This window comes from Nocardia sp. NPDC051052 (assembly GCF_044456045.1).
In the GTDB taxonomy this organism is placed as follows: Bacteria; Actinomycetota; Actinomycetes; order Mycobacteriales; family Mycobacteriaceae; genus Nocardia.
This window is the reverse complement of sequence record NZ_JBITFL010000023.1, coordinates 41370-58808: the sequence shown is the minus strand read 5'-3', so window position 1 is coordinate 58808 and position 17439 is coordinate 41370. Positions and strand designations below refer to the sequence as shown.

General features: G+C 68.7%; 18 protein-coding genes. 10 read left to right on the top strand and 8 right to left on the bottom strand.

Annotation, left to right across the window (positions count from 1 at the left end):
* Positions 1-14: 14 nt before the first annotated feature.
* Entirely contained in the window at positions 15-1703 is a 1689-nt protein-coding gene (locus ACIBCN_RS43125) for a DEAD/DEAH box helicase (protein ID WP_396998529.1), read from the top strand.
* A 91-nt stretch (positions 1704-1794) separates the two neighbouring features.
* On the opposite strand, the gene ACIBCN_RS43120 is transcribed toward ACIBCN_RS43125, so the two are convergent.
* Positions 1795-2403 carry a TetR/AcrR family transcriptional regulator gene (locus ACIBCN_RS43120; RefSeq protein WP_396998499.1) on the bottom strand — a complete coding sequence of 203 codons (609 nt, stop codon included), beginning with the start codon at positions 2401-2403 and terminating at the stop codon, positions 1795-1797.
* Positions 2404-2509: 106 nt separating this feature from the next.
* Between ACIBCN_RS43120 and ACIBCN_RS43115 the strand changes: the two genes are divergently transcribed.
* Positions 2510-3250 carry an SDR family NAD(P)-dependent oxidoreductase gene (locus ACIBCN_RS43115; RefSeq protein ID WP_396998497.1) on the top strand — a complete coding sequence of 247 codons (741 nt, stop codon included), beginning with the start codon at positions 2510-2512 and terminating at the stop codon, positions 3248-3250.
* On the opposite strand, the gene ACIBCN_RS43110 is transcribed toward ACIBCN_RS43115, so the two are convergent.
* Positions 3251-4018 (bottom strand): AraC family transcriptional regulator, encoded by a 768-nt coding sequence (locus tag ACIBCN_RS43110; protein ID WP_396998496.1) that lies wholly within the window; start codon positions 4016-4018, stop codon positions 3251-3253.
* A gap of 55 nt (positions 4019-4073) precedes the next feature.
* Here ACIBCN_RS43110 and ACIBCN_RS43105 point away from each other — a divergent pair, with 55 nt between their 5' ends.
* A complete protein-coding gene (locus ACIBCN_RS43105; RefSeq protein ID WP_396998494.1) occupies positions 4074-4643 on the top strand; it encodes a class I SAM-dependent methyltransferase in 570 nt (189 codons plus the stop codon).
* A gap of 89 nt (positions 4644-4732) precedes the next feature.
* Here the strand turns inward: ACIBCN_RS43105 and ACIBCN_RS43100 are convergent, their stop codons facing one another.
* Positions 4733-5290, bottom strand: a complete 558-nt coding sequence (locus ACIBCN_RS43100) for a hypothetical protein (protein ID WP_396998493.1) — start codon at positions 5288-5290, stop codon at positions 4733-4735.
* A complete protein-coding gene (locus tag ACIBCN_RS43095) occupies positions 5290-7098 on the bottom strand; it encodes a DEAD/DEAH box helicase (protein WP_396998528.1) in 1809 nt (602 codons plus the stop codon). The genes ACIBCN_RS43100 and ACIBCN_RS43095 overlap by 1 nt, the downstream gene beginning before the upstream one ends.
* A gap of 118 nt (positions 7099-7216) precedes the next feature.
* Between ACIBCN_RS43095 and ACIBCN_RS43090 the strand changes: the two genes are divergently transcribed.
* Positions 7217-8011 carry a TetR/AcrR family transcriptional regulator gene (locus ACIBCN_RS43090; protein ID WP_396998492.1) on the top strand — a complete coding sequence of 265 codons (795 nt, stop codon included), beginning with the start codon at positions 7217-7219 and terminating at the stop codon, positions 8009-8011.
* Between the two features lie 48 nt (positions 8012-8059).
* On the opposite strand, the gene ACIBCN_RS43085 is transcribed toward ACIBCN_RS43090, so the two are convergent.
* On the bottom strand, positions 8060-8254 hold the full coding sequence (locus ACIBCN_RS43085) for a hypothetical protein (RefSeq protein WP_150405918.1): 195 nt from the start codon (positions 8252-8254) through the stop codon (positions 8060-8062).
* A 312-nt stretch (positions 8255-8566) separates the two neighbouring features.
* On the opposite strand from ACIBCN_RS43085, the gene ACIBCN_RS43080 reads away from it, so the two are divergent.
* A complete protein-coding gene (locus tag ACIBCN_RS43080) occupies positions 8567-8887 on the top strand; it encodes a DUF952 domain-containing protein (RefSeq protein WP_396998490.1) in 321 nt (106 codons plus the stop codon).
* Position 8888: 1 nt separating this feature from the next.
* On the opposite strand, the gene ACIBCN_RS43075 is transcribed toward ACIBCN_RS43080, so the two are convergent.
* Entirely contained in the window at positions 8889-9536 is a 648-nt protein-coding gene (locus tag ACIBCN_RS43075) for a response regulator (RefSeq protein ID WP_396998489.1), read from the bottom strand.
* Entirely contained in the window at positions 9533-10726 is a 1194-nt protein-coding gene (locus ACIBCN_RS43070; RefSeq protein ID WP_396998488.1) for a sensor histidine kinase, read from the bottom strand. Before ACIBCN_RS43070 ends, ACIBCN_RS43075 begins: the two co-directional genes overlap by 4 nt.
* Positions 10727-10818: 92 nt before the next feature.
* Between ACIBCN_RS43070 and ACIBCN_RS43065 the strand changes: the two genes are divergently transcribed.
* Positions 10819-11301 (top strand): cation:proton antiporter regulatory subunit, encoded by a 483-nt coding sequence (locus ACIBCN_RS43065; protein ID WP_396998486.1) that lies wholly within the window; start codon positions 10819-10821, stop codon positions 11299-11301.
* Between the two features lie 5 nt (positions 11302-11306).
* Positions 11307-12491 (top strand): cation:proton antiporter, encoded by a 1185-nt coding sequence (locus ACIBCN_RS43060; protein WP_396998484.1) that lies wholly within the window; start codon positions 11307-11309, stop codon positions 12489-12491.
* A 13-nt stretch (positions 12492-12504) separates the two neighbouring features.
* Here ACIBCN_RS43060 and ACIBCN_RS43055 read toward each other — a convergent pair whose 3' ends face one another.
* Positions 12505-13341 (bottom strand): rhomboid-like protein, encoded by an 837-nt coding sequence (locus ACIBCN_RS43055; protein ID WP_396998483.1) that lies wholly within the window; start codon positions 13339-13341, stop codon positions 12505-12507.
* 285 nt (positions 13342-13626) lie between these two features.
* Between ACIBCN_RS43055 and eat the strand changes: the two genes are divergently transcribed.
* From eat to eutC, 3 genes are all read left to right on the top strand, one after another.
* A complete protein-coding gene (gene eat / locus ACIBCN_RS43050) occupies positions 13627-15048 on the top strand; it encodes an ethanolamine permease (RefSeq protein WP_396998481.1) in 1422 nt (473 codons plus the stop codon).
* A gap of 73 nt (positions 15049-15121) precedes the next feature.
* Entirely contained in the window at positions 15122-16531 is a 1410-nt protein-coding gene (locus ACIBCN_RS43045) for an ethanolamine ammonia-lyase subunit EutB (protein WP_396998480.1), read from the top strand.
* Complete coding sequence (gene eutC / locus ACIBCN_RS43040; RefSeq protein ID WP_396998479.1) at positions 16531-17424, top strand: ethanolamine ammonia-lyase subunit EutC; 894 nt, start codon at positions 16531-16533, stop codon at positions 17422-17424. Before ACIBCN_RS43045 ends, eutC begins: the two co-directional genes overlap by 1 nt.
* Positions 17425-17439 lie beyond the last annotated feature (15 nt).

Below are 17439 nucleotides of genomic sequence, written 5' to 3'. Positions count from 1 at the left end.
CGAGCGGCGGTTCGCTGCGTGCCTGGCAGCGCCGGGCCTTGACCAAGTACCTGGCGTCCAAGCCACGCGATTTTCTCGCGGTCGCGACGCCGGGCGCCGGCAAGACCACGTTCGCGCTGCGGGTGGCCGCCGAACTGCTGGCCGATCGGACCGTCGATCAGATCACCGTCGTCGCGCCGACCGAACACCTCAAGCACCAGTGGGCACAGTCCGCGGCCCGCGCCGGGATCCAGCTGGATTCGCGGTTCTCCAACGCGACCGGCGGCACCTCCGGTGACTATCACGGTGTCGTCGTCACCTATGCCCAGGTCGCGTCGCATCCGTCCCGGCACCGGGTGCGCACCGAAAACCGCAGGACCCTGGTGATTCTCGACGAGATCCACCACGCGGGCGACGCGAAGAGCTGGGGTGAGGCGACCGCCGAGGCGTTCGGCGACGCGACCCGCAGGCTCGCGCTCACCGGAACCCCCTTCCGCAGTGACGACAGTCAGATCCCGTTCATCACCTACGAACCCGACGAGTCGGGCTTCCCACGATCGCGCGCCGATCATGCCTACGGCTACTCCGAGGCCCTCGCCGACGGCGTGGTCCGGCCCGTGGTGTTCCTCGCCTACTCCGGCGAGGCGCACTGGCGCGACAGCGCGGGCGACGAGCACACCGCGCGCCTCGGCGAGCCGCTCAACCCCGAACAGACCGCTCGCGCCTGGCGCACCGCGCTCGACCCGGCGGGTGACTGGATCTCGGCCGTGTTGCGCGCCGCCGACATGCGGTTGCGTCAGTTGCGCAGCACGGGCATGCCCGACGCGGGCGGCCTGGTGATCGCCACCGACCAGGATCGCGCCCGCGACTACGCCGAACTGCTGGAACACATTTCGGGCACGAAGCCCGCGCTGGTGTTATCCGACGAACCGACCTCCTCGGATCGGATCGCGCAGTTCGGCGCGAGCACCGAGCCGTGGATGGTGGCGGTGCGCATGGTGTCGGAGGGCGTCGACGTGCCGCGCCTGGCGGTCGGCGTGTACGCGACCAGTGCTTCGACGCCGCTGTACTTCGCGCAGGCGATCGGCCGGTTCGTGCGTGCCCGCAAGCCCGGCGAGACCGCGAGCGTGTTCCTACCCTCGGTGCCGGTGCTGCTGGATCTGGCCGCGCAGCTGGAATTGCAGCGCGACCACGTGATCGGCAAGCCGCACCGGGAGAAGGACGGGCTCGACGACGAGCTGCTGATCGACGCGAACAAGCAGCAGGACGAGCCGGGTGAGGATGAGAAGTCCTTCGTCGCGCTGGCCGCCGACGCCGAGCTCGATCAGGTGATCTACGACGGATCCTCCTTCGGCACCGCCACTTTCGCGGGCAGCGACGAGGAGGCGGACTATCTCGGCATCCCCGGCCTGCTCGACGCCGACCAGATGCGGGCGCTGCTGCGTGAGCGGCAGACCAAGCAGATCGCCGACCGCGGCGACGCGGCCGCCGCGCCCGATCCAGGCCCGCAGGTCGCGAGCGCGGCCGAAAGGGTCGCCACCGCTGACCGATTGGGTGAGTTGCGGCGTGAGCTCAACAGCTTGGTCGCCATGCATCACCATCGAACCAGTAAGCCGCACGGTGTGATTCACGGCGAGCTGCGCCGCGAATGTGGTGGCCCGCCAACGGCGTTGGCGTCGGCCGATCAACTGGTGGAGCGGATCGCGGCGCTGCGCCGCATGTAGGTCGCGAAGTCACCCCCCCAGGGGGATGTCGTGGCGCGCAACACAACCGCTGTCTACTGGCTGCGCAGCTCGGTATGTCGCCAGGCGCAGATCAGGGCTGGGCGGCGGACGCCGGCCAGGCCGCCATCGCGCAGTCGATCGACTGTGTCAAATCTGCCAGCGAGGCTCCGTCGCGGGCTTGGATCGACAACCCGTACAGCACCGTCGTGTAGAAGTGGGCCAGTCCGGGGGTGTTGGTCGTTGCGGGTAGATCGCCTTCTGTGACACCGCGATCCAGTCGGCGGCGGATGTCTTCTGTTGTCTCCCTGCGCCTTTCGACCAGGAAATCGCGGATGCTCGCGCTGCGTGTGGTGTAGGTCGCGCCTGCCAGGACGACCATGCAGCCGTGTGGTTTGTCCTCGACGGTGTAGGCGATCGCGTTGTCGCGCAACATCGCGTCGATCGCGGCGCGCGCCGTCGGCTCCTCGCGCAACGCCCGCGCGGTGTGCCCGCCGTCGGTCTGCCCGTACAGGCTGACGGCCGCCCGGAACAGTGCCTCTTTGCCGCCGAACGCGGCGTACAGGCTGGGGGAGTTGATGCCCATCGCGGCGGTGAGGTCGCTCATCGAGGAGCCCTCATAGCCGTGCTCCCAGAACACCTCCATGGCGCGGCGCAACGCGTCGGTGCGATCGAAGGCACGCGGTCGTCCCCGTTCGGCCATGGCCGTTCCTTTCTGTGTCGATCGTTAAATATACCCCTTGACGCCAGCGGGTGCGCTGCGCTTAGCTATTTATGTATTGATCGACACAGAATTTGGAGGAGGAGCCATGTCGGGTCTCACGGGCAAGGTGGCATTGGTGACCGGCGGCAGCCGAGGGATCGGCGCGGCGATCGCCAGGAAGCTGGCCGCCGACGGCGCGGACGTCGCGATCACCTATCAGAGCGCCGAGGTGCAAGCGAAATCCGTTGTCGCGGAGATCGAATCGCTCGGGCGCCGAGCGGTGGCGATCCAGGCGGACAGCGCCGACGCCGGGGCCGTGGTGCGCGCGGTGAACCAGGCCGCGGCCGACCTGGGCCGGCTGGACATCCTGGTCAACAACGCGGGCATCTTCCCGGCCAAGCCGTTCGAAGAGTTCACCGTCGAGGAGATCGACCGCGCACTGAACATCCACGCGCGGGCCGCGTTCGTCGGTGCGCAGGCGGCCGTGGCGCACATGACCGGCGGCGGCCGGATCGTCAGCGTCGGCAGCAATCTGACCGAGCACACCTCCTTCGGCGGCCTCTCGCTCTACAACCTGAGCAAGTCGGCGCTGAACGGATTCACCAAGGCGCTGGCCCGCGAACTCGGCCCCCGCGAGATCACGGTGAACCTGCTGCAGCCGGGATCCACGGTGACAGATATGAACCCGCTCGACGGCGGGCACTACGATCTCCAGGTAGGCCTGACCGCACTCGGCCACTTCGCGAAGCCCGAGGACATGGCCGCGATGGTCGCCTTCCTCGCCGGCGAGACCGGCCGCAACATCACCGGCGCGATCTTCACCGTCGACGGCGGCACGAACGCTTAGTTACCCGGCGAAGTATTTGCCGGGGGAGACGCCGACGGCGCGCCGGAATGCGGCGACGTAGGCGCTGGGGGTGGCGTAGCCGACTCGGCCCGCGATGCGGGCGATCGGGAGACCGGCCGCCAGATGCGGGAGGGAGGCGGTGAGGCGGATCTGGGTTCGCCACTGGCCGAAGCTGATTCCGGTTTCCGCCAGGAAGAGGCGGGCCAGCGTGCGGGGGCTGGTGGCTACGGCGGTGGCGAACTCGGAGAGGGTGCGGGGGTCGGCGGGGTCGGCGGTGAGGTCGTCGGCGACCTGCTTGGCGCGGGGGTCGGTGGGGGAGTGGGCGCCGATGGGTATCACGTCGACCGGTTCGACCAGGTCGAAGACGACGGACTCGGCGCGTTCCCGGCGCTCGACGGTGGTGCCGGGGGCGCCGAGGTGGTGGAAGAGTTCGTGCAGCAATCGGGTGACGCGCATCATCGTCGGCGCGGTGAACGTGACCGGGCACCGCTCGGGTTCGACGTAGATGCCGCGCATGTCGGCGCCGTCGGCGGTACCGGTCCGGTGCGGGGTGCCGCCGGGAATCCACAGGGCACGGGTCGGCGGCAGCACCCAGCGGTTGTCGCCGACCTCGACGGCGATGACTCCCCGTGCGGCCCAAGCGATCTGGTGGTGCGGGTGCTCGTGGGTGTCGAACCAGTATCCAGCGGGCAGCACCCCGGCACCGAGCACCATCGCGGTGGAACCGGGCGGGTCGGGCTGGATGGACGGATGGCCGTTTCGCGACACAATGTGTCACCGTAGCTCGTCGCGGTCACCGCTGTCCGCTCCTAGCGTTGTCGGCATGGCGATGAACCTCTTCCACCGATTCTGCTGCCGCTCCGCGATGTGGGAACGGACCAGCGCGACGAAGATCGTGCCGTGGGCGCTGTCCGGCCTCGACCTCGGCGGCTCCGCCCTCGAGATCGGCCCCGGCTACGGCGCGAATGTCCGCGCGTTGCTCGACCGCACCGGCACCCTCACCGGCGTCGAGATCGATCCCGACCTGACCGCGCGATTGCGCGCCCGGCACGGATCGGTGATGACGGTGATACAGGGCGACGGCACCGACATGCCTTTCCCGGTAAAGGAATTCGACTCGGTCGTGTGCTTCACGATGCTGCACCACGTACCGACCCCCGCCCAGCAGGACGCACTGTTCGCCGAAGCGCTGCGCGTCCTGCGCCCCCGCGGCGTCTTCGCGGGCAGCGACGGCCTCGACACCCGCCTCTTCCGCCTCATGCACATCGGCGACACCTGCGTCCCCGTCCCACCACAAACCGCCGCCGCCCGCCTGTCCCGCCTCGGCTTCACCGACATCGAAATCGAAACCGCCGCAACCAGCTTCCGCTTCCGCGCCCGCCGCCCCGACTGACGCCAGATCCACAGAGTGTCCGCACGTCCCATAGGGCGTGTTCGCTCCTGTGGAAGGTGTACGGGCTCTGTGGATCTGGGTAGGTGAGATCAGGCGGGCGCCAGGTCTCCGAAGTAGGTGGCGGGGGCGAAGGTGTTGATGGGTACCCACCGTGGCGCTTCGACGGGGGTGGGTGAATCATCTTCTGCCGCTTGGAAGTACCCCTGCACCTCTAGGGCGAGGCGCGGGTTTTCGTCCACTCGCCGGGCCATGTCGTAGAAGGTGGCCAGGATATGTAGGCAGCGGGCCGTGCGTGCCTTGCATGAGCAGTCGGTGCCAGCCAGCACCGGCGCGACGGTGAGGCCGGCGGCGAGCACCGCTCGGTGCATGTCGTCGGTGAGCACGGTGGTGTCGGGGATGATCGCACCGATCGCGGTGATCGTGGCGCGGGGCAGTGGCGTCACCTCCAGGTGGATTACCGATGCCTCGCTGCCGCGGTGGATGGTGGCGCGCACGATGCGGCCGTCGGTGGTGGCCTGGACGCCGTAGTTGCGCGCGATGGAGCGCGCGCGGGGGAGTAGTGGTTCGGGGCGGGTCTGGCGGATCGGTTCGGCAAGGCGAACCCAGTCCATGCCCCATGTGGTGTAGCCGAATTCGTTGTCCGCCATCAGTTCGCCCTCCCGTCGCCCGACCGCCACCCCTCACCGAATCGCTGCGCGATGCAGCTTCTTCGGCGGCGCAGGACCTCGACGAGTTGGTCGTCATCGAGGCGGGCGAGTGCGGCGATGCCCGCCGAGTCGCCGAGGTCGGAGAGCGCGGACTTGCGGTCGTGCATGCGCGCGATGTGCTCTTCGACGGAGGTGGTCGAGGTGAGGGTGGTGACGGTGACCGTGCGGGTTTGGCCGATGCGGTGGGCCCGATCCGAGGCCTGCGCCTCTACCGCGGGGTTCCACCAGCGGTCGAAATGGATGACGTCCGCGGCGCGGGTCAGGGTGAGGCCGGTGCCCGCGGCGCGCAGGCTCAGAATGAGCACGGGCGGTCCGTCCTCGGCTTGGAATCCGGTCACGATCGTGGCGCGTTCGGCCTGGTTCAACCCGCCGTGGAAGAACGGCGTGGTGATCCCGAACTGCTCGGCGAGATGCCGGACCAGCAGCGCACCGGTCTGCCGATATTGGGTGAAAATCAAAGTGGGCGAGTGTGTTTCGAGGTTGTTGGCCAGGATGTCGGTGCACAGGTCCAGCTTGCCGGAGCGGCCCGCGAGCTCGGTGAGGTCGCCGGTGACCAGTCCCGGATGGTTGCAGACCTGTTTGAGTGCGGTCAGCGCCGCGAGCACCCGGCTCTGGCGATCGAAGCCGGTGCCGAATCCGTCGTCGATGGCGCGATCGAGCAGCTTGTCGTACAGCTCTTCCTGTTCGTCGGTGAGGTCGCACAGCAGGTCGGTGTGGATCTTCGCGGGCAGCGACGCGGCGACCTGCGCCTTCTTCCGGGCGAGCACGACGGGTTCGATGGCGTCCTGCAGCCGTGCCGCCGCGGCCGAAGACCCCTCCTGGATCGGCCGGACGAACCGCCGCCGGAACTGCGTCTTGTGCCCGAACAGCTTGGGTGTCACCAGGTTCAGCAGCGCCCACAGTTCTTCGAGGTGGTTCTCCACCGGCGTACCGGTCAGCGCGACGCGCACCTCGGCGTCGAGCGCCCGCGCGGCCTTGGCCAGCTGCGTGCTCGGATTCTTCAATGCCTGCGCCTCGTCGAAAACCGCCGTCGCCCAACGGCGCTCGTCCAGGGACTGCCTGTGCAGTCGCACCGTCGGATATCCGGCGACGACGACAGTTCCCGCGCCCGCGTCGATCGCACCACCGCGCCACACGACCACCCGCAGTCCCGGCGCGAACCGATCGATCTCATGCGCCCAGTTGCCCACTAGCGACGTCGGGCACACGACGAGCTGCGGACCACCAGCGGCCCGCCCGAGCAGAAAACCTATGGTCTGCACCGTCTTTCCGAGCCCCATCTCGTCGGCAAGCACGGCCCCGCCGTGCGCCGCGGTCGTCTCCCGCAGCCAACTGACCCCACGCACCTGATACGGCCGCAGATCGGCCTTCAGCGCCGACCGCAATTCCGTGGTCACGGCCTGGGTTTCGCGCAGCACCCGGACCGCGCGTTCGGCGGACACGATCGAGGTGCCCGCCGCGTTGGGCACCGCGTGCGCCGCGATCGGCAGCGGCACGCCCGCGGGATCGCCCTGCGCGGTGCGGGATTCGTCATGGAGCGTGGTCTGCCAGACGCGCACGGACGCCCCCGCGTCCGCGAGCTCGAGCGCGGCGAACGCCGCGGGGTCGATCAACGCGCAGTCGACCTCGCCGACCTCGATCGCCCCGTCGAAACCGGTCGGCACGGCGAGGACGAGGGTCTCCCGATCACCGAGCTCGGCGGGCGCCGACCCGGTGTGCTGCCCGGTCCATGTCCACAGCGCGAACATGTGACGGTCGGGCAGATAAGTGGCCTGTGTGCTGGGCAGAGCGAACCCCTTCATCGGCGTATGGTGTACGAAGTATCTGAATAACGTACAGAGTACCGAGTTTGTTCCGAGGAGTCCTGTGGCCGACGAATCCGCCGCCGAGCAGGCCAAACAGCTGGTGAACCTGCTGTGGCGGCACGAACTGCCGCCGCGCTCGGGTGGGCGCGGTCCGAAGCCGACGGTCAGTGTGGACGCCGTGATCGACGCCGCAGTGGCGCTCGCCGATCGGGACGGCTACGCGAAGGTGTCCATTCGCGCGGTGGCCGCCGAACTGGGCCTGCGCCCGATGAGCCTCTACACCTACGTGCCGAGCAAGGACGCGTTGACCGTGCTGATGGCCGACGCCGTTGCCGACGAGGACGCGCCGATCCCCGCGACGCTGCCGGTGCGCGCGCGGATGGCCGCCATTGCCCGCCAGACGCGCGCTGAGCTGATCGCCCATCCGTGGCTGCTGGAAGTATCGCCGTGGCGGCTGGTGATCGGCCCCGGTCGAATGCGCCGCTACGAACGGCAGCTGGCCGCGATCGACGGCATCGGCCTTTCGGATGTCGAGCTGGATCGGGTGATCGCCGTTTTGTCGGAATTCGCCACCGGCAACGCGCGTGTCGCGGTGGGGGCGCAGCGCGACGCGCGGGAAATGACCGACGTCGAGTGGTGGGAGACGCACGGCCCCTTGCTCGCTCAGGCCATGCCGTCCAGTCTGTTTCCGCTGTCGGCGCGTGTCGGCGCGACGGTCGGGGAGCTGTATCAGGCCCCCGCGGACCCGGACGGCGCCTTCGACTACGGCCTGAATCGACTCCTGGACGGGATCCTCGACCGGAAACCCCCCGAACACACCGACAGCGGGCGATCCGAGGATCGCCCGCTGCGGTAAACGGTTTTCTGTTGTCGGATGCTGTTATCTCAGGACGCGAGGAGTTGGTCAGATAGCGGGAGCGGATTCCGTGTCGATCACGGCTTCCAGCTCACGCAGTCGATCCATGTGTTCGTTCGCGTGGTGCTGGCAGAAGAGCAACTCTCCACCTGCGGGCAGAACGGCACGCACTCGTGCTGCCGCCCCGCAGCGGTCGCAACGATCGACCGCGGTCAGTGGGGTGCTAGTCAGGGTTCCTGGCATGACTCCTCCGTCCTGGCTCCCGGTTTCACAGACCGTTCGCCTGGTGTGGGGCCCGTGGTCACTCCGCGGGCTCGCAACCGCTACTTCCCAGCAGTGGTATGACTACTCTGTCAGACGTTCGGGACGGGGGGTTTGTTCCCGTGAGTGATTCTGTGTGTTTTCGATAACACGACCAGGGATTTCGCTACTGGCGAACATCCCAGGTCACGCTACGAACTCCGTTTGGTCACCACCTCGAACAGGCCGATCCAGTTGTCTACCGGGAGATTACCCGTGACCCATGACACTCACACGCTTGTTCACATATGCACCTTGGGCGAGTGGCTTTCCGCCCGGCAAACGGGTGAATATCGCGCGCCGTCGCTCGACGAGGTGGGGTTCATCCATCTGTCCGCGCCGCAGCAGGCCCACCTGCCCGCCAACCGGCTCTTCGCCGGTCGCCGCGACCTGGTGCTGCTCCGCCTCGATCCGGCCCGGCTCGGCTCGCCGGTGAAGTGGGAGCCCGGCGTGCCGACCGACCCGGCGTCGATGCTGTTCCCGCATCTGTACGGGCCGCTGCCGACGGGTGCGGTGATCGCCGTCGAGGAGTTCGAGCCCGGTCCGGACGGCGTGTTCGCGCCACTGGCCAAATGAGCTAGCGGTCGCGGACCTCGCGCGCCACGATGGCGGCCTGAACCCGCGACCGCACACCGAGTTTCGTCAGCACCCGGGAGACGTGGGTCTTCACCGTGGTCTCGCCGATGAACAGGCGACCGGCGATCTGGGCGTTGGACAGCCCGTCGCCGAGACAGTCGAGCACCTCGCGTTCGCGCTCGGTGAGGTCGCCGAACCCGCTCGGCTCCGGTTCGGCCGCATCGGTATTCGTCGCGGCGAAGGCGGTGATCACGGCCCTGGTCACCTCCGGAGCGAGCACGCCGTCGCCCGCCGCCACCGCGCGGACCGCATCGATCAGCGACTGGCCGGACGCCGACTTCAGCACGAAACCGGCCGCGCCGGCGCGCAACGTCCGGAAGACGTACTCGTCCAGATCGAACGTCGTCAGGATCAGCACCTTGGCCAGCCCGCCGGCGGTGACCCGCTCGGTCGCGGTGATCCCGTCCACGCCGGGCATCCGCACGTCCATCAGCACCACATGCGGGCGCAACGCCTTGGCCTGGGCGACCGCGACATCGCCGTCGGCCGCCTCGCCTACCACCTCGATGTCGTCCTCGGCGTCCAGGATCATCCGCAATCCCGCGCGGATCGCGGCATGGTCGTCGGCGATCAGTACCCGGATCGTCATGACGCGCTCGCCGTGGACAGCGGCAGGTGGGCGAGCACTTCCCAGCGTCCGGAATCCGGTCCTGCGGTGAAGTTTCCGCCGAGCGCGGCGGTCCGCTCGCGCATGTTGATCAGACCGCGGTGCGGGTCGCCGTTCTCGCTGTGCCGCAGGGCGATCGCCGCCATCGGGTTGCGTACCAGCACCCGTAGCTCTCCGTCCCGCGCGCCGACCTCGATCTCGACCTCTTGTCCCGGTGCGTGTTTCATGGCGTTGGTCAATGCCTCCTGAATGATGCGGTACGCGGCCTGATCGACCGCGCTGGGAAGGTCGCTCCCGTCGAGGGTTTCGCGCACCCGCACGGTGATTCCGGCCGCGCGGGCGGCATCGACCAGCATGGGCAGCTGCGCCAGCCTGCGTGGCGCGGCCACCTCGTCGGTGTCGCCGTCGCTGCGCAACAGCCCGATCATGGTGCGCATCTCCTGCAGCGCGCTGACGCTGTTGGTCCGGATCGACCGCATGATCCCGGTGACCGCTGGGTCGATCTCCTTACGGCCGAGCACTCCGAGCGCGGCCTCGGACTGGATCGCGATGGCCGAGAGGTGCCCGGCGATCACGTCGTGCAGATCGCGCGCCATGGTGGTGCGCTCGTCGGCGATGGCGGCGCGCCGGTCGAGCTCGGCGACCAGGGTGAGCGCCTGCGCCCTGGCGCGTTCGGCACCGGCGATCTCCTTGTGGGTGCGCACCGAATTCGCCCACCACAGCGGCGTCGCGATGAACGCGAACACGACGACCAGGGCGATCGAGACGGCGCGCAGGTCGCCGGTGCGGACCAGCGTCAGGATCACCACCAGCCCCGAGAACACCGACCAGGCCATCATGGTGATCCGCGACGCCCGCCGCTTCGAATACAGCACCGACGCGTAGATCAGGTCGCCGTACAGGATCCACACCGGCACCGACGGGCCGAGGTGCATGTCCACCAGCAGCGGCACCAGCCCGACGATCATGGCCAGCACCGGCATTCGACGACGGCACATCGTCAACAGGCACAGCGGTGCGAACACCGCGAGCCGCGTCGTCAGCGGCACGTCGATCCCGCGTTCGATCAGGGCGTACAGATTCGCGGCATAGAGCCCGGCCCCGCCGGCGAACGAGAGCACCGCGCCCAGCGCGTCGCGCGCCGTACCGGGGACGTCCGACCACTGCCTCACCCCACCATCTCAGCACAAGCCTGACCAGGCGCCATCGGCCGAAGTGAGGACCGCACCGAGGAGTGAATCGGACATCCGTCTAATCTGGACACGTGAATGTCGACGTGACTGCCCTCCCCGGGATTGGAGTCCGCAAAGACTTCGAGGTGCGCTCCGGCCGCCGGATCGGCGTGGTCGCGCATCGCGACGGCGATATCGACCTCATCATTTCCAAGACGGACGATCCCGACGCCTGCGCCGCGCAGATCCCGCTGAGCACCGACGAAGCCGCCGTGCTCGCGAACCTGCTCGGCGCGCCGCAGCTGGTCGCGAAGCTGAACGACGAACACAGCGACCTGCCCGGCATCACCACCCGGCAGCTGCCGATCGCCGACGGATCGCCCTACGAGGGACGGACCCTCGGTGAGACCGCGATGCGCACCCGCACCAAGGTGTCGATCGTCGCGGTGATGCGGGCCGGTCAGTTGCATCCCTCACCCGGTCCTGACTTCACCTTCACCTCAGGCGATGTGCTCGTCGTCGTCGGTACCCCGGACGGTCTAGACGCCGCCGCCAAGATCCTCACGCACGGCTGAAATCAGTGACTGGAACCGCGCTCGCCCTGGTCGAGCTCGGAGCGATTTTGTTTGCCCTCGGCACGTTCGGGCGGTTGGCTGGTCGCTTCGGGATGTCTCCCATTCCGCTCTACCTGATCGGCGGCCTCGCCTTCGGTCAGGGCGGCTTCATCTCCCTCAGCGCCGCCAACGAATTCGGCCATATAGCAGGCGAAATCGGTGTGGTGCTGCTGTTGTTGCTGCTCGGTCTGGAGTACACGGCGCCGGAATTGATGACCGGCCTGCGCCGGTCCTGGGCGGCCGGTCTGGTCGATATCGTGGCGAACGCGACGCCCGGTGTGATCGTGGCGCTGGTCCTGGGCTGGGGTGCGGTCGGCGCGGTCACCATGGGCGGCGTCACCTACATCTCGTCCTCGGGCATCGTCGCGAAGGTGCTCAACGACCTCGGGCGGCTCGGTAACCGCGAGACGCCGGTGATCCTGTCGATCCTGGTGTTCGAGGATCTGGCGATGGCGGTGTATCTGCCGATCCTCACCACCATTTTGGCGGGGCTGAGTTTCGCCAGCGGCGCGAAATCCCTTGCTATCGCGCTCACCGCGATCACGGTGGTGCTGGTGGTCGCGCTGCGCTACGGCCGCTACGTCTCGGCCATCGTGGACAGCTCGGACAACGAAGTCTTCCTGCTGAAGCTGCTCGGCGCGGCGCTGCTGGTGGCCGGAGTGGCCTCGGCGTTGAACGTGTCCGCGGCGGTCGGGGCGTTCCTGCTCGGCATCGCCATCTCCGGCTCGACCGCGCACGAGGCGGCGAAACTCCTGGAACCGCTGCGCGATCTGTTCGCGGCGATCTTCTTCGTGGCCTTCGGGCTCACCACCGACCCGCAGGCCATTCCGCCGGTGCTCGGCTGGGCGATCGCCTTGGCGGTGGTGACCACGCTGACCAAGATCGCCACCGGCTGGTGGGCGGCGAGCAGGCAGGGCATCCGGCCGATGGGTCGCGCGCGGGCGGGCGCGGCACTGGTCGCGCGCGGCGAATTCTCCATCGTCATCGCGGGATTGGCGGTGACCATGGGCGGCGTCGACGGTCAACTGGCCGCGCTCGCCTCGGCCTACGTGCTGCTGATGGCGATCGTGGGCCCGATCGCGGCGCGCGTCGTCGAGCCGGTCGTCGGGCTGGTGCAACGGCGCATGAAGCCGGCCGCCGTTACCCCGTAACCGTTGGCGGCACTCACCCGCTCGCGGTGGGAGCCGCTGCGCCCGCGGGTGCCTCCGCGATTATCGCGGTGCCCGCCGTGGTGGGTGTGGGGTCTTCCGATTCGTGAGCCCGGCGTCGCGCCGTGGTGCGATCAATCCAGCGCCACAGGGTGGTCGCCATGATGGCAACCACGAAGCCGATCAGAATCGCACACAGGTGTCCGTAGTCGGTGAACGTCGGCCCGGTACATGCCGCGGCGACCATCACCGCGATCAGCGTTCCCGCCCAGACCAGCCGCGTCAGCCCGCGGAATCGGAAGGCCATCGCGGCGAGCACCGCGGAGAAGCCGTAACTGGTACCGACGTCGGTGGCGTGGGCGACCCGGTACGGGATGAGGCCGTGGTCGATGGCGTGCGAGATGCCGGTGACCGTGAGCAACGTGGCGCCGATGTGCCCGGCGGCGAACAGCAGGATCCAGCGGCTGGTGCCGAGCCAGCGTTCGGCGGCGGCCATGACGATCAGGAAGCAGCCGATGGTGGTCCACGGGAAGCCGCCGTCGGTCCAGAAGGCGGAGGCGACCAGCACCTGAACGGGGTTGTGTCGCATGTTGATCAGATTGGTGGACGCGGACAGGATCAGCCGATGTTCGGTCGAGTCGCCGAGCCCGCGCAGCGTCCACCAGGTGACGAACAGGGTGAAGGCATAGGCGGTGCTGGCCGGTGCGGCCGACAGATGCGCGCGAATCGCCGGCAGCACCCGACGCCACAGCCGCGGGCGGCGTAACCAAGCCCAGGCCGCTCGCAGCTCCGTGACTAGATCGACGGTCTGCGTCCAGGGTGTCTCGAGCCTGCTCGAGGGAGAGGCAACCACTCACTTAGTCTGCCGTGTCCGGATCGGGAAGCGCCGACCGGCTGGCGGATGACTCCTGGCTGTTACCCGACGTCGGTTATCGTGCGGCCCGGACCATAGGGGCGGTCGCCGCGCTGGTGCGAGCGTCGTTTACGGCTTGCTCCGGAAACCCGGCCCGGCCCGCTGTGTTCCGGGTCACCCGACCTGGCACCGCGTCCGTAACGTCGTTTCACACCCGGGCAACAAACACTCCCAAGAATTGGTCCACCGACCAAACGGCATGTGGACGAGGAGTGCGTAGCGCCTATGACGATCGAGGACGTGCAGGTGACCGATACCGCAGCCGCGGACTATCTGGCCAAGCGGACGTTGCGCTCCGGCTCCGCGGGGTGGGTGCTGCTCGCTGGGCTGGGTGTCAGCTATGTGATCTCCGGCGACTACGCGGGCTGGAACAGCGGCATCGCCCAGGGCGGCTTCGGTGGTCTGCTCATCGCGACGGTGCTGATCGCGGGCATGTACCTGGCGATGGTCCTCGGTATGGCCGAGTTGTCGGCGGCACTGCCCGCGGCAGGCGGCGGCTACACCTTCGCCAGGCGGGCACTCGGACCGTGGGGTGGATTCGCCACCGGCACAGCGATATTGCTCGAATACGCGATCGCACCCGCGGCCATCGCCACGTTCATCGGCGGGTATGTCGAATCGTTGAACCTGTTCGGGATCACCGACGGCTGGTGGGTGTATCTCGCGGTCTACGCGCTGTTCATCGGGGTGCATCTGACCGGGGCAGGGGAGGCGCTCAAGGCGATGTTCGTGATCACCGCGATCGCGCTCGTCGGCCTCGCGGTGTTCGCGGTGTCGGGTTGGGGACTGTTCGAGGCGGGCAACCTCACCGATATCCCCGCCGACCCGAATGCTGTTGGTAGCTCATCGTTCCTGCCGTTCGGCGTGTTCGGGATCTGGGCGGCGGTGCCGTTCGCGATCTGGTTCTTCCTGGCCGTCGAGGGGGTGCCGCTGGCCGCCGAGGAGGCGCGGGAGCCGGCGAAGAACGTGCCGAAGGGCATCATCAGCGCGATGCTCGTGCTGATCGTCACCGGTGCCGCCGTGCTGTTCCTGGCCACCGGAGCGCTTGGCGCGCAAGCCATTTCGACGTCGGGCAATCCGCTGGTCGAGGCGCTCGGTACCGGCGGGGCCGCGAAACTGGTGAACTACATCGGCCTGGCCGGCCTGGTCGCCAGCTTCTTCTCCATCGTCTACGCCTACTCCCGGCAGACGTTCGCGCTGTCGCGGGCGGGTTATCTGCCGACGAGCCTGTCGGTGACCAACGCGCGCAAGGCGCCGGTACTCGCGCTGATCGTGCCCGGCGTGGTCGGTTTCGCGCTGTCGCTCACCGGCAAGGGCGCGATGCTGCTGAACATGGCGGTATTCGGCGCGGCGCTCAGCTATGTGCTGATGATGGTCAGCCACATCGTGCTCCGGGTGCGTGAACCGAATATGCCGCGCCCGTACCGCACGCCTGGCGGCATCGCGACCACCGCGTTCGCGCTCGTGATCGCCTGTGCCGCAGTGCTTGCCACGTTCCTGGTCGATCCGCTGGCGGCGACCTGGACGCTCGTCGCGTTCTGCGCCTTCATGGCCTACTTCGGTCTGTACAGCAGGCATCGGCTGGTGGCCAACTCGCCGGACGAGGAATTCGCCATGCTGGCCGAGGCCGAGGGGGAGGCCGCATGAGGCGGGTCAGGCCCGGAGCAGGCAGCCTGCGTAACCACGCAGGGCCCCCGCCGCATGCGGAATCGAGCAGAGCATGACCTGCTACACACAGCAGCTCGGCGGCGCCACCTACCAATTCGACGGCCTCGTCGAGCTGCTCGCCAAGGCCACTCCGCTGCGCAGCGGTGACGAATTGGCGGGCTGCGCCGCGCATTCGGACGCCGAGCGAGCCGCCGCCCAGTGGGCGCTGGCCGAGGTGCCGCTGACCCGGTTCCTCGACGAGCCGGTGGTGCCGTACGAGACCGACGAGGTCACCCGGCTGATCATCGATACCCACGATCGCAGTGCGTTCCAACCGATTTCGCACCTCACCGTCGGCGGTCTGCGGGACTGGCTGCTGGCTGTCGCGGCCGGCGCCGACGCCGCGGTGATCCTGGGCGCGGTGGCGGGTGGTCTCACGCCGGAGATGGTGGCCGCGGTCAGCAAGATCATGCGCAACCAAGACCTCATCGCGGTCGCCCGTGCCGCCGTGGTCACCGCCGGATTTCGGACCACCGTCGGCCTCCCCGGCACGCTGGCCACCCGGTTGCAGCCGAACCATCCCACCGATGACCCGCGCGGCATCGCCGCCGCCACGCTCGACGGGCTGCTGCTCGGCTGCGGCGACGCGGTGATCGGGATCAATCCGGCGACCGATTCGCCGCGGGCGACCGCCGACCTGCTGAGCCTCCTCGATGAGGTGCGGGTCCGCTTCGACATCCCGACGCAGTCCTGCGTGCTCTCGCACGTCACCACGACCATCGGCCTGATCGAGGCGGGTGCGCCGGTCGATCTGGTGTTCCAGTCGGTCGCGGGCACCGAGGGCGCCAATGCCGGGTTCGGCGTTGATATTTCGCTGCTGCGGGAGGGCAACGAGGCGGGCAGGTCGCTGCGCCGGGGCACCGTCGGCGACAACGTGATGTACCTGGAAACCGGTCAGGGCTCGGCGCTGTCGGCGGGCGCGCACCTCGGCACCGGCGGCAAGCCCGTCGATCAGCAGACCCTGGAGGCCAGGGCCTACGCGGTGGCCCGCGACCTGGACCCGCTGCTGGTCAACACCGTCGTCGGCTTCATCGGCCCGGAATACCTCTACGACGGCAAGCAGATCATCCGTGCCGGACTGGAAGACCACTTCTGCGGCAAGCTGCTCGGCCTCCCGATGGGCGTGGACGTCTGCTACACCAACCACGCCGAAGCCGACCAGGACGACATGGACACGTTGCTGACCCTGTTGGGTGCGGCGGGCTGCGCCTTCGTCATCGCCGTCCCCGGCGCCGACGACGTCATGCTCGGCTATCAGAGCCTCAGCTTCCACGACGCCCTGTATGCCCGCCGCGTGCTGAACCTGCGTCCCGCACCGGAATTCGAGGCGTGGCTGTCCGGACTCGGCATGATCGATGGCGCGGGCCGGGTGCTCCCGGTGGAGCCCCTCGCCTCGCCACTGCGTGCGTTGGCGGGTGCCTGATGAAACGCCGGAACCCCAGACTGGAAGTCGTTGCGCCACTGGATGACGGGGCCCGGTTCGACGCCGAGCGCCCACCCACGTCGCGATCGGAAAGCGCTGCGGCCCAACTCTTCTGGCAGGACCTTCGGCGCAGCACCCAATCCAGGATCGGCCTGGGTCGCACCGGTGACGCACTGCCCACCGCACGGGTGCTGGAATTCCGCGCGGCGCATTCGGCGGCGCGCGACGCGGTGCACATGCCATTGGACGTGGCCGCCCTGGGGGAGCGGGTCGCCGCGCTCGGCATCGGCGAACCCGTGCACGTGCGCAGCCGCGCGGGCGACCGCGCGGAGTACCTGCGCAGACCGGACCTCGGTCGACTACCCGCCGAATCTGCCGATCCCGCAATCGGGTCCGATTTGTCCGGTGTGCCGCGCGGCAATGCCGACATCGGATTCGTCCTGGCCGATGGACTGTCGCCGCGCGCGCTGACCGACCACGGCCCCGCGACAGTTGCCGCGCTGATCGAAGAACTGGCACCGCACTACTCGATCGCCGCCCCCGTGCTCGCCACCCAGGCCCGCGTCGCCCTCGGCGACCATATCGCCGAGGCGATGGGCGTTGCGACGGTCGTGGTGCTGATCGGGGAGCGCCCCGGCCTTTCGGTAGCCGACAGCCTCGGCATCTACCTGACCCATTTGCCCCACCCAGGTCGCACGGACGCCGACCGTAACTGCATTTCCAACATTCACCCGCCGGAGGGCCTCGGCTACCGGCAGGCGGCAAAGGTGGTCGCGGGCTTGGTCTCCGGCGCGCGCGTCCTCGGCCGCTCCGGTGTCGACCTCAAGGACACCTCACGCGCCGACGCGCTCGGCTCCGGCGAGATCAACTCGATCGCGAGCGATCGCGACTGACCCGTTCGGCACGGG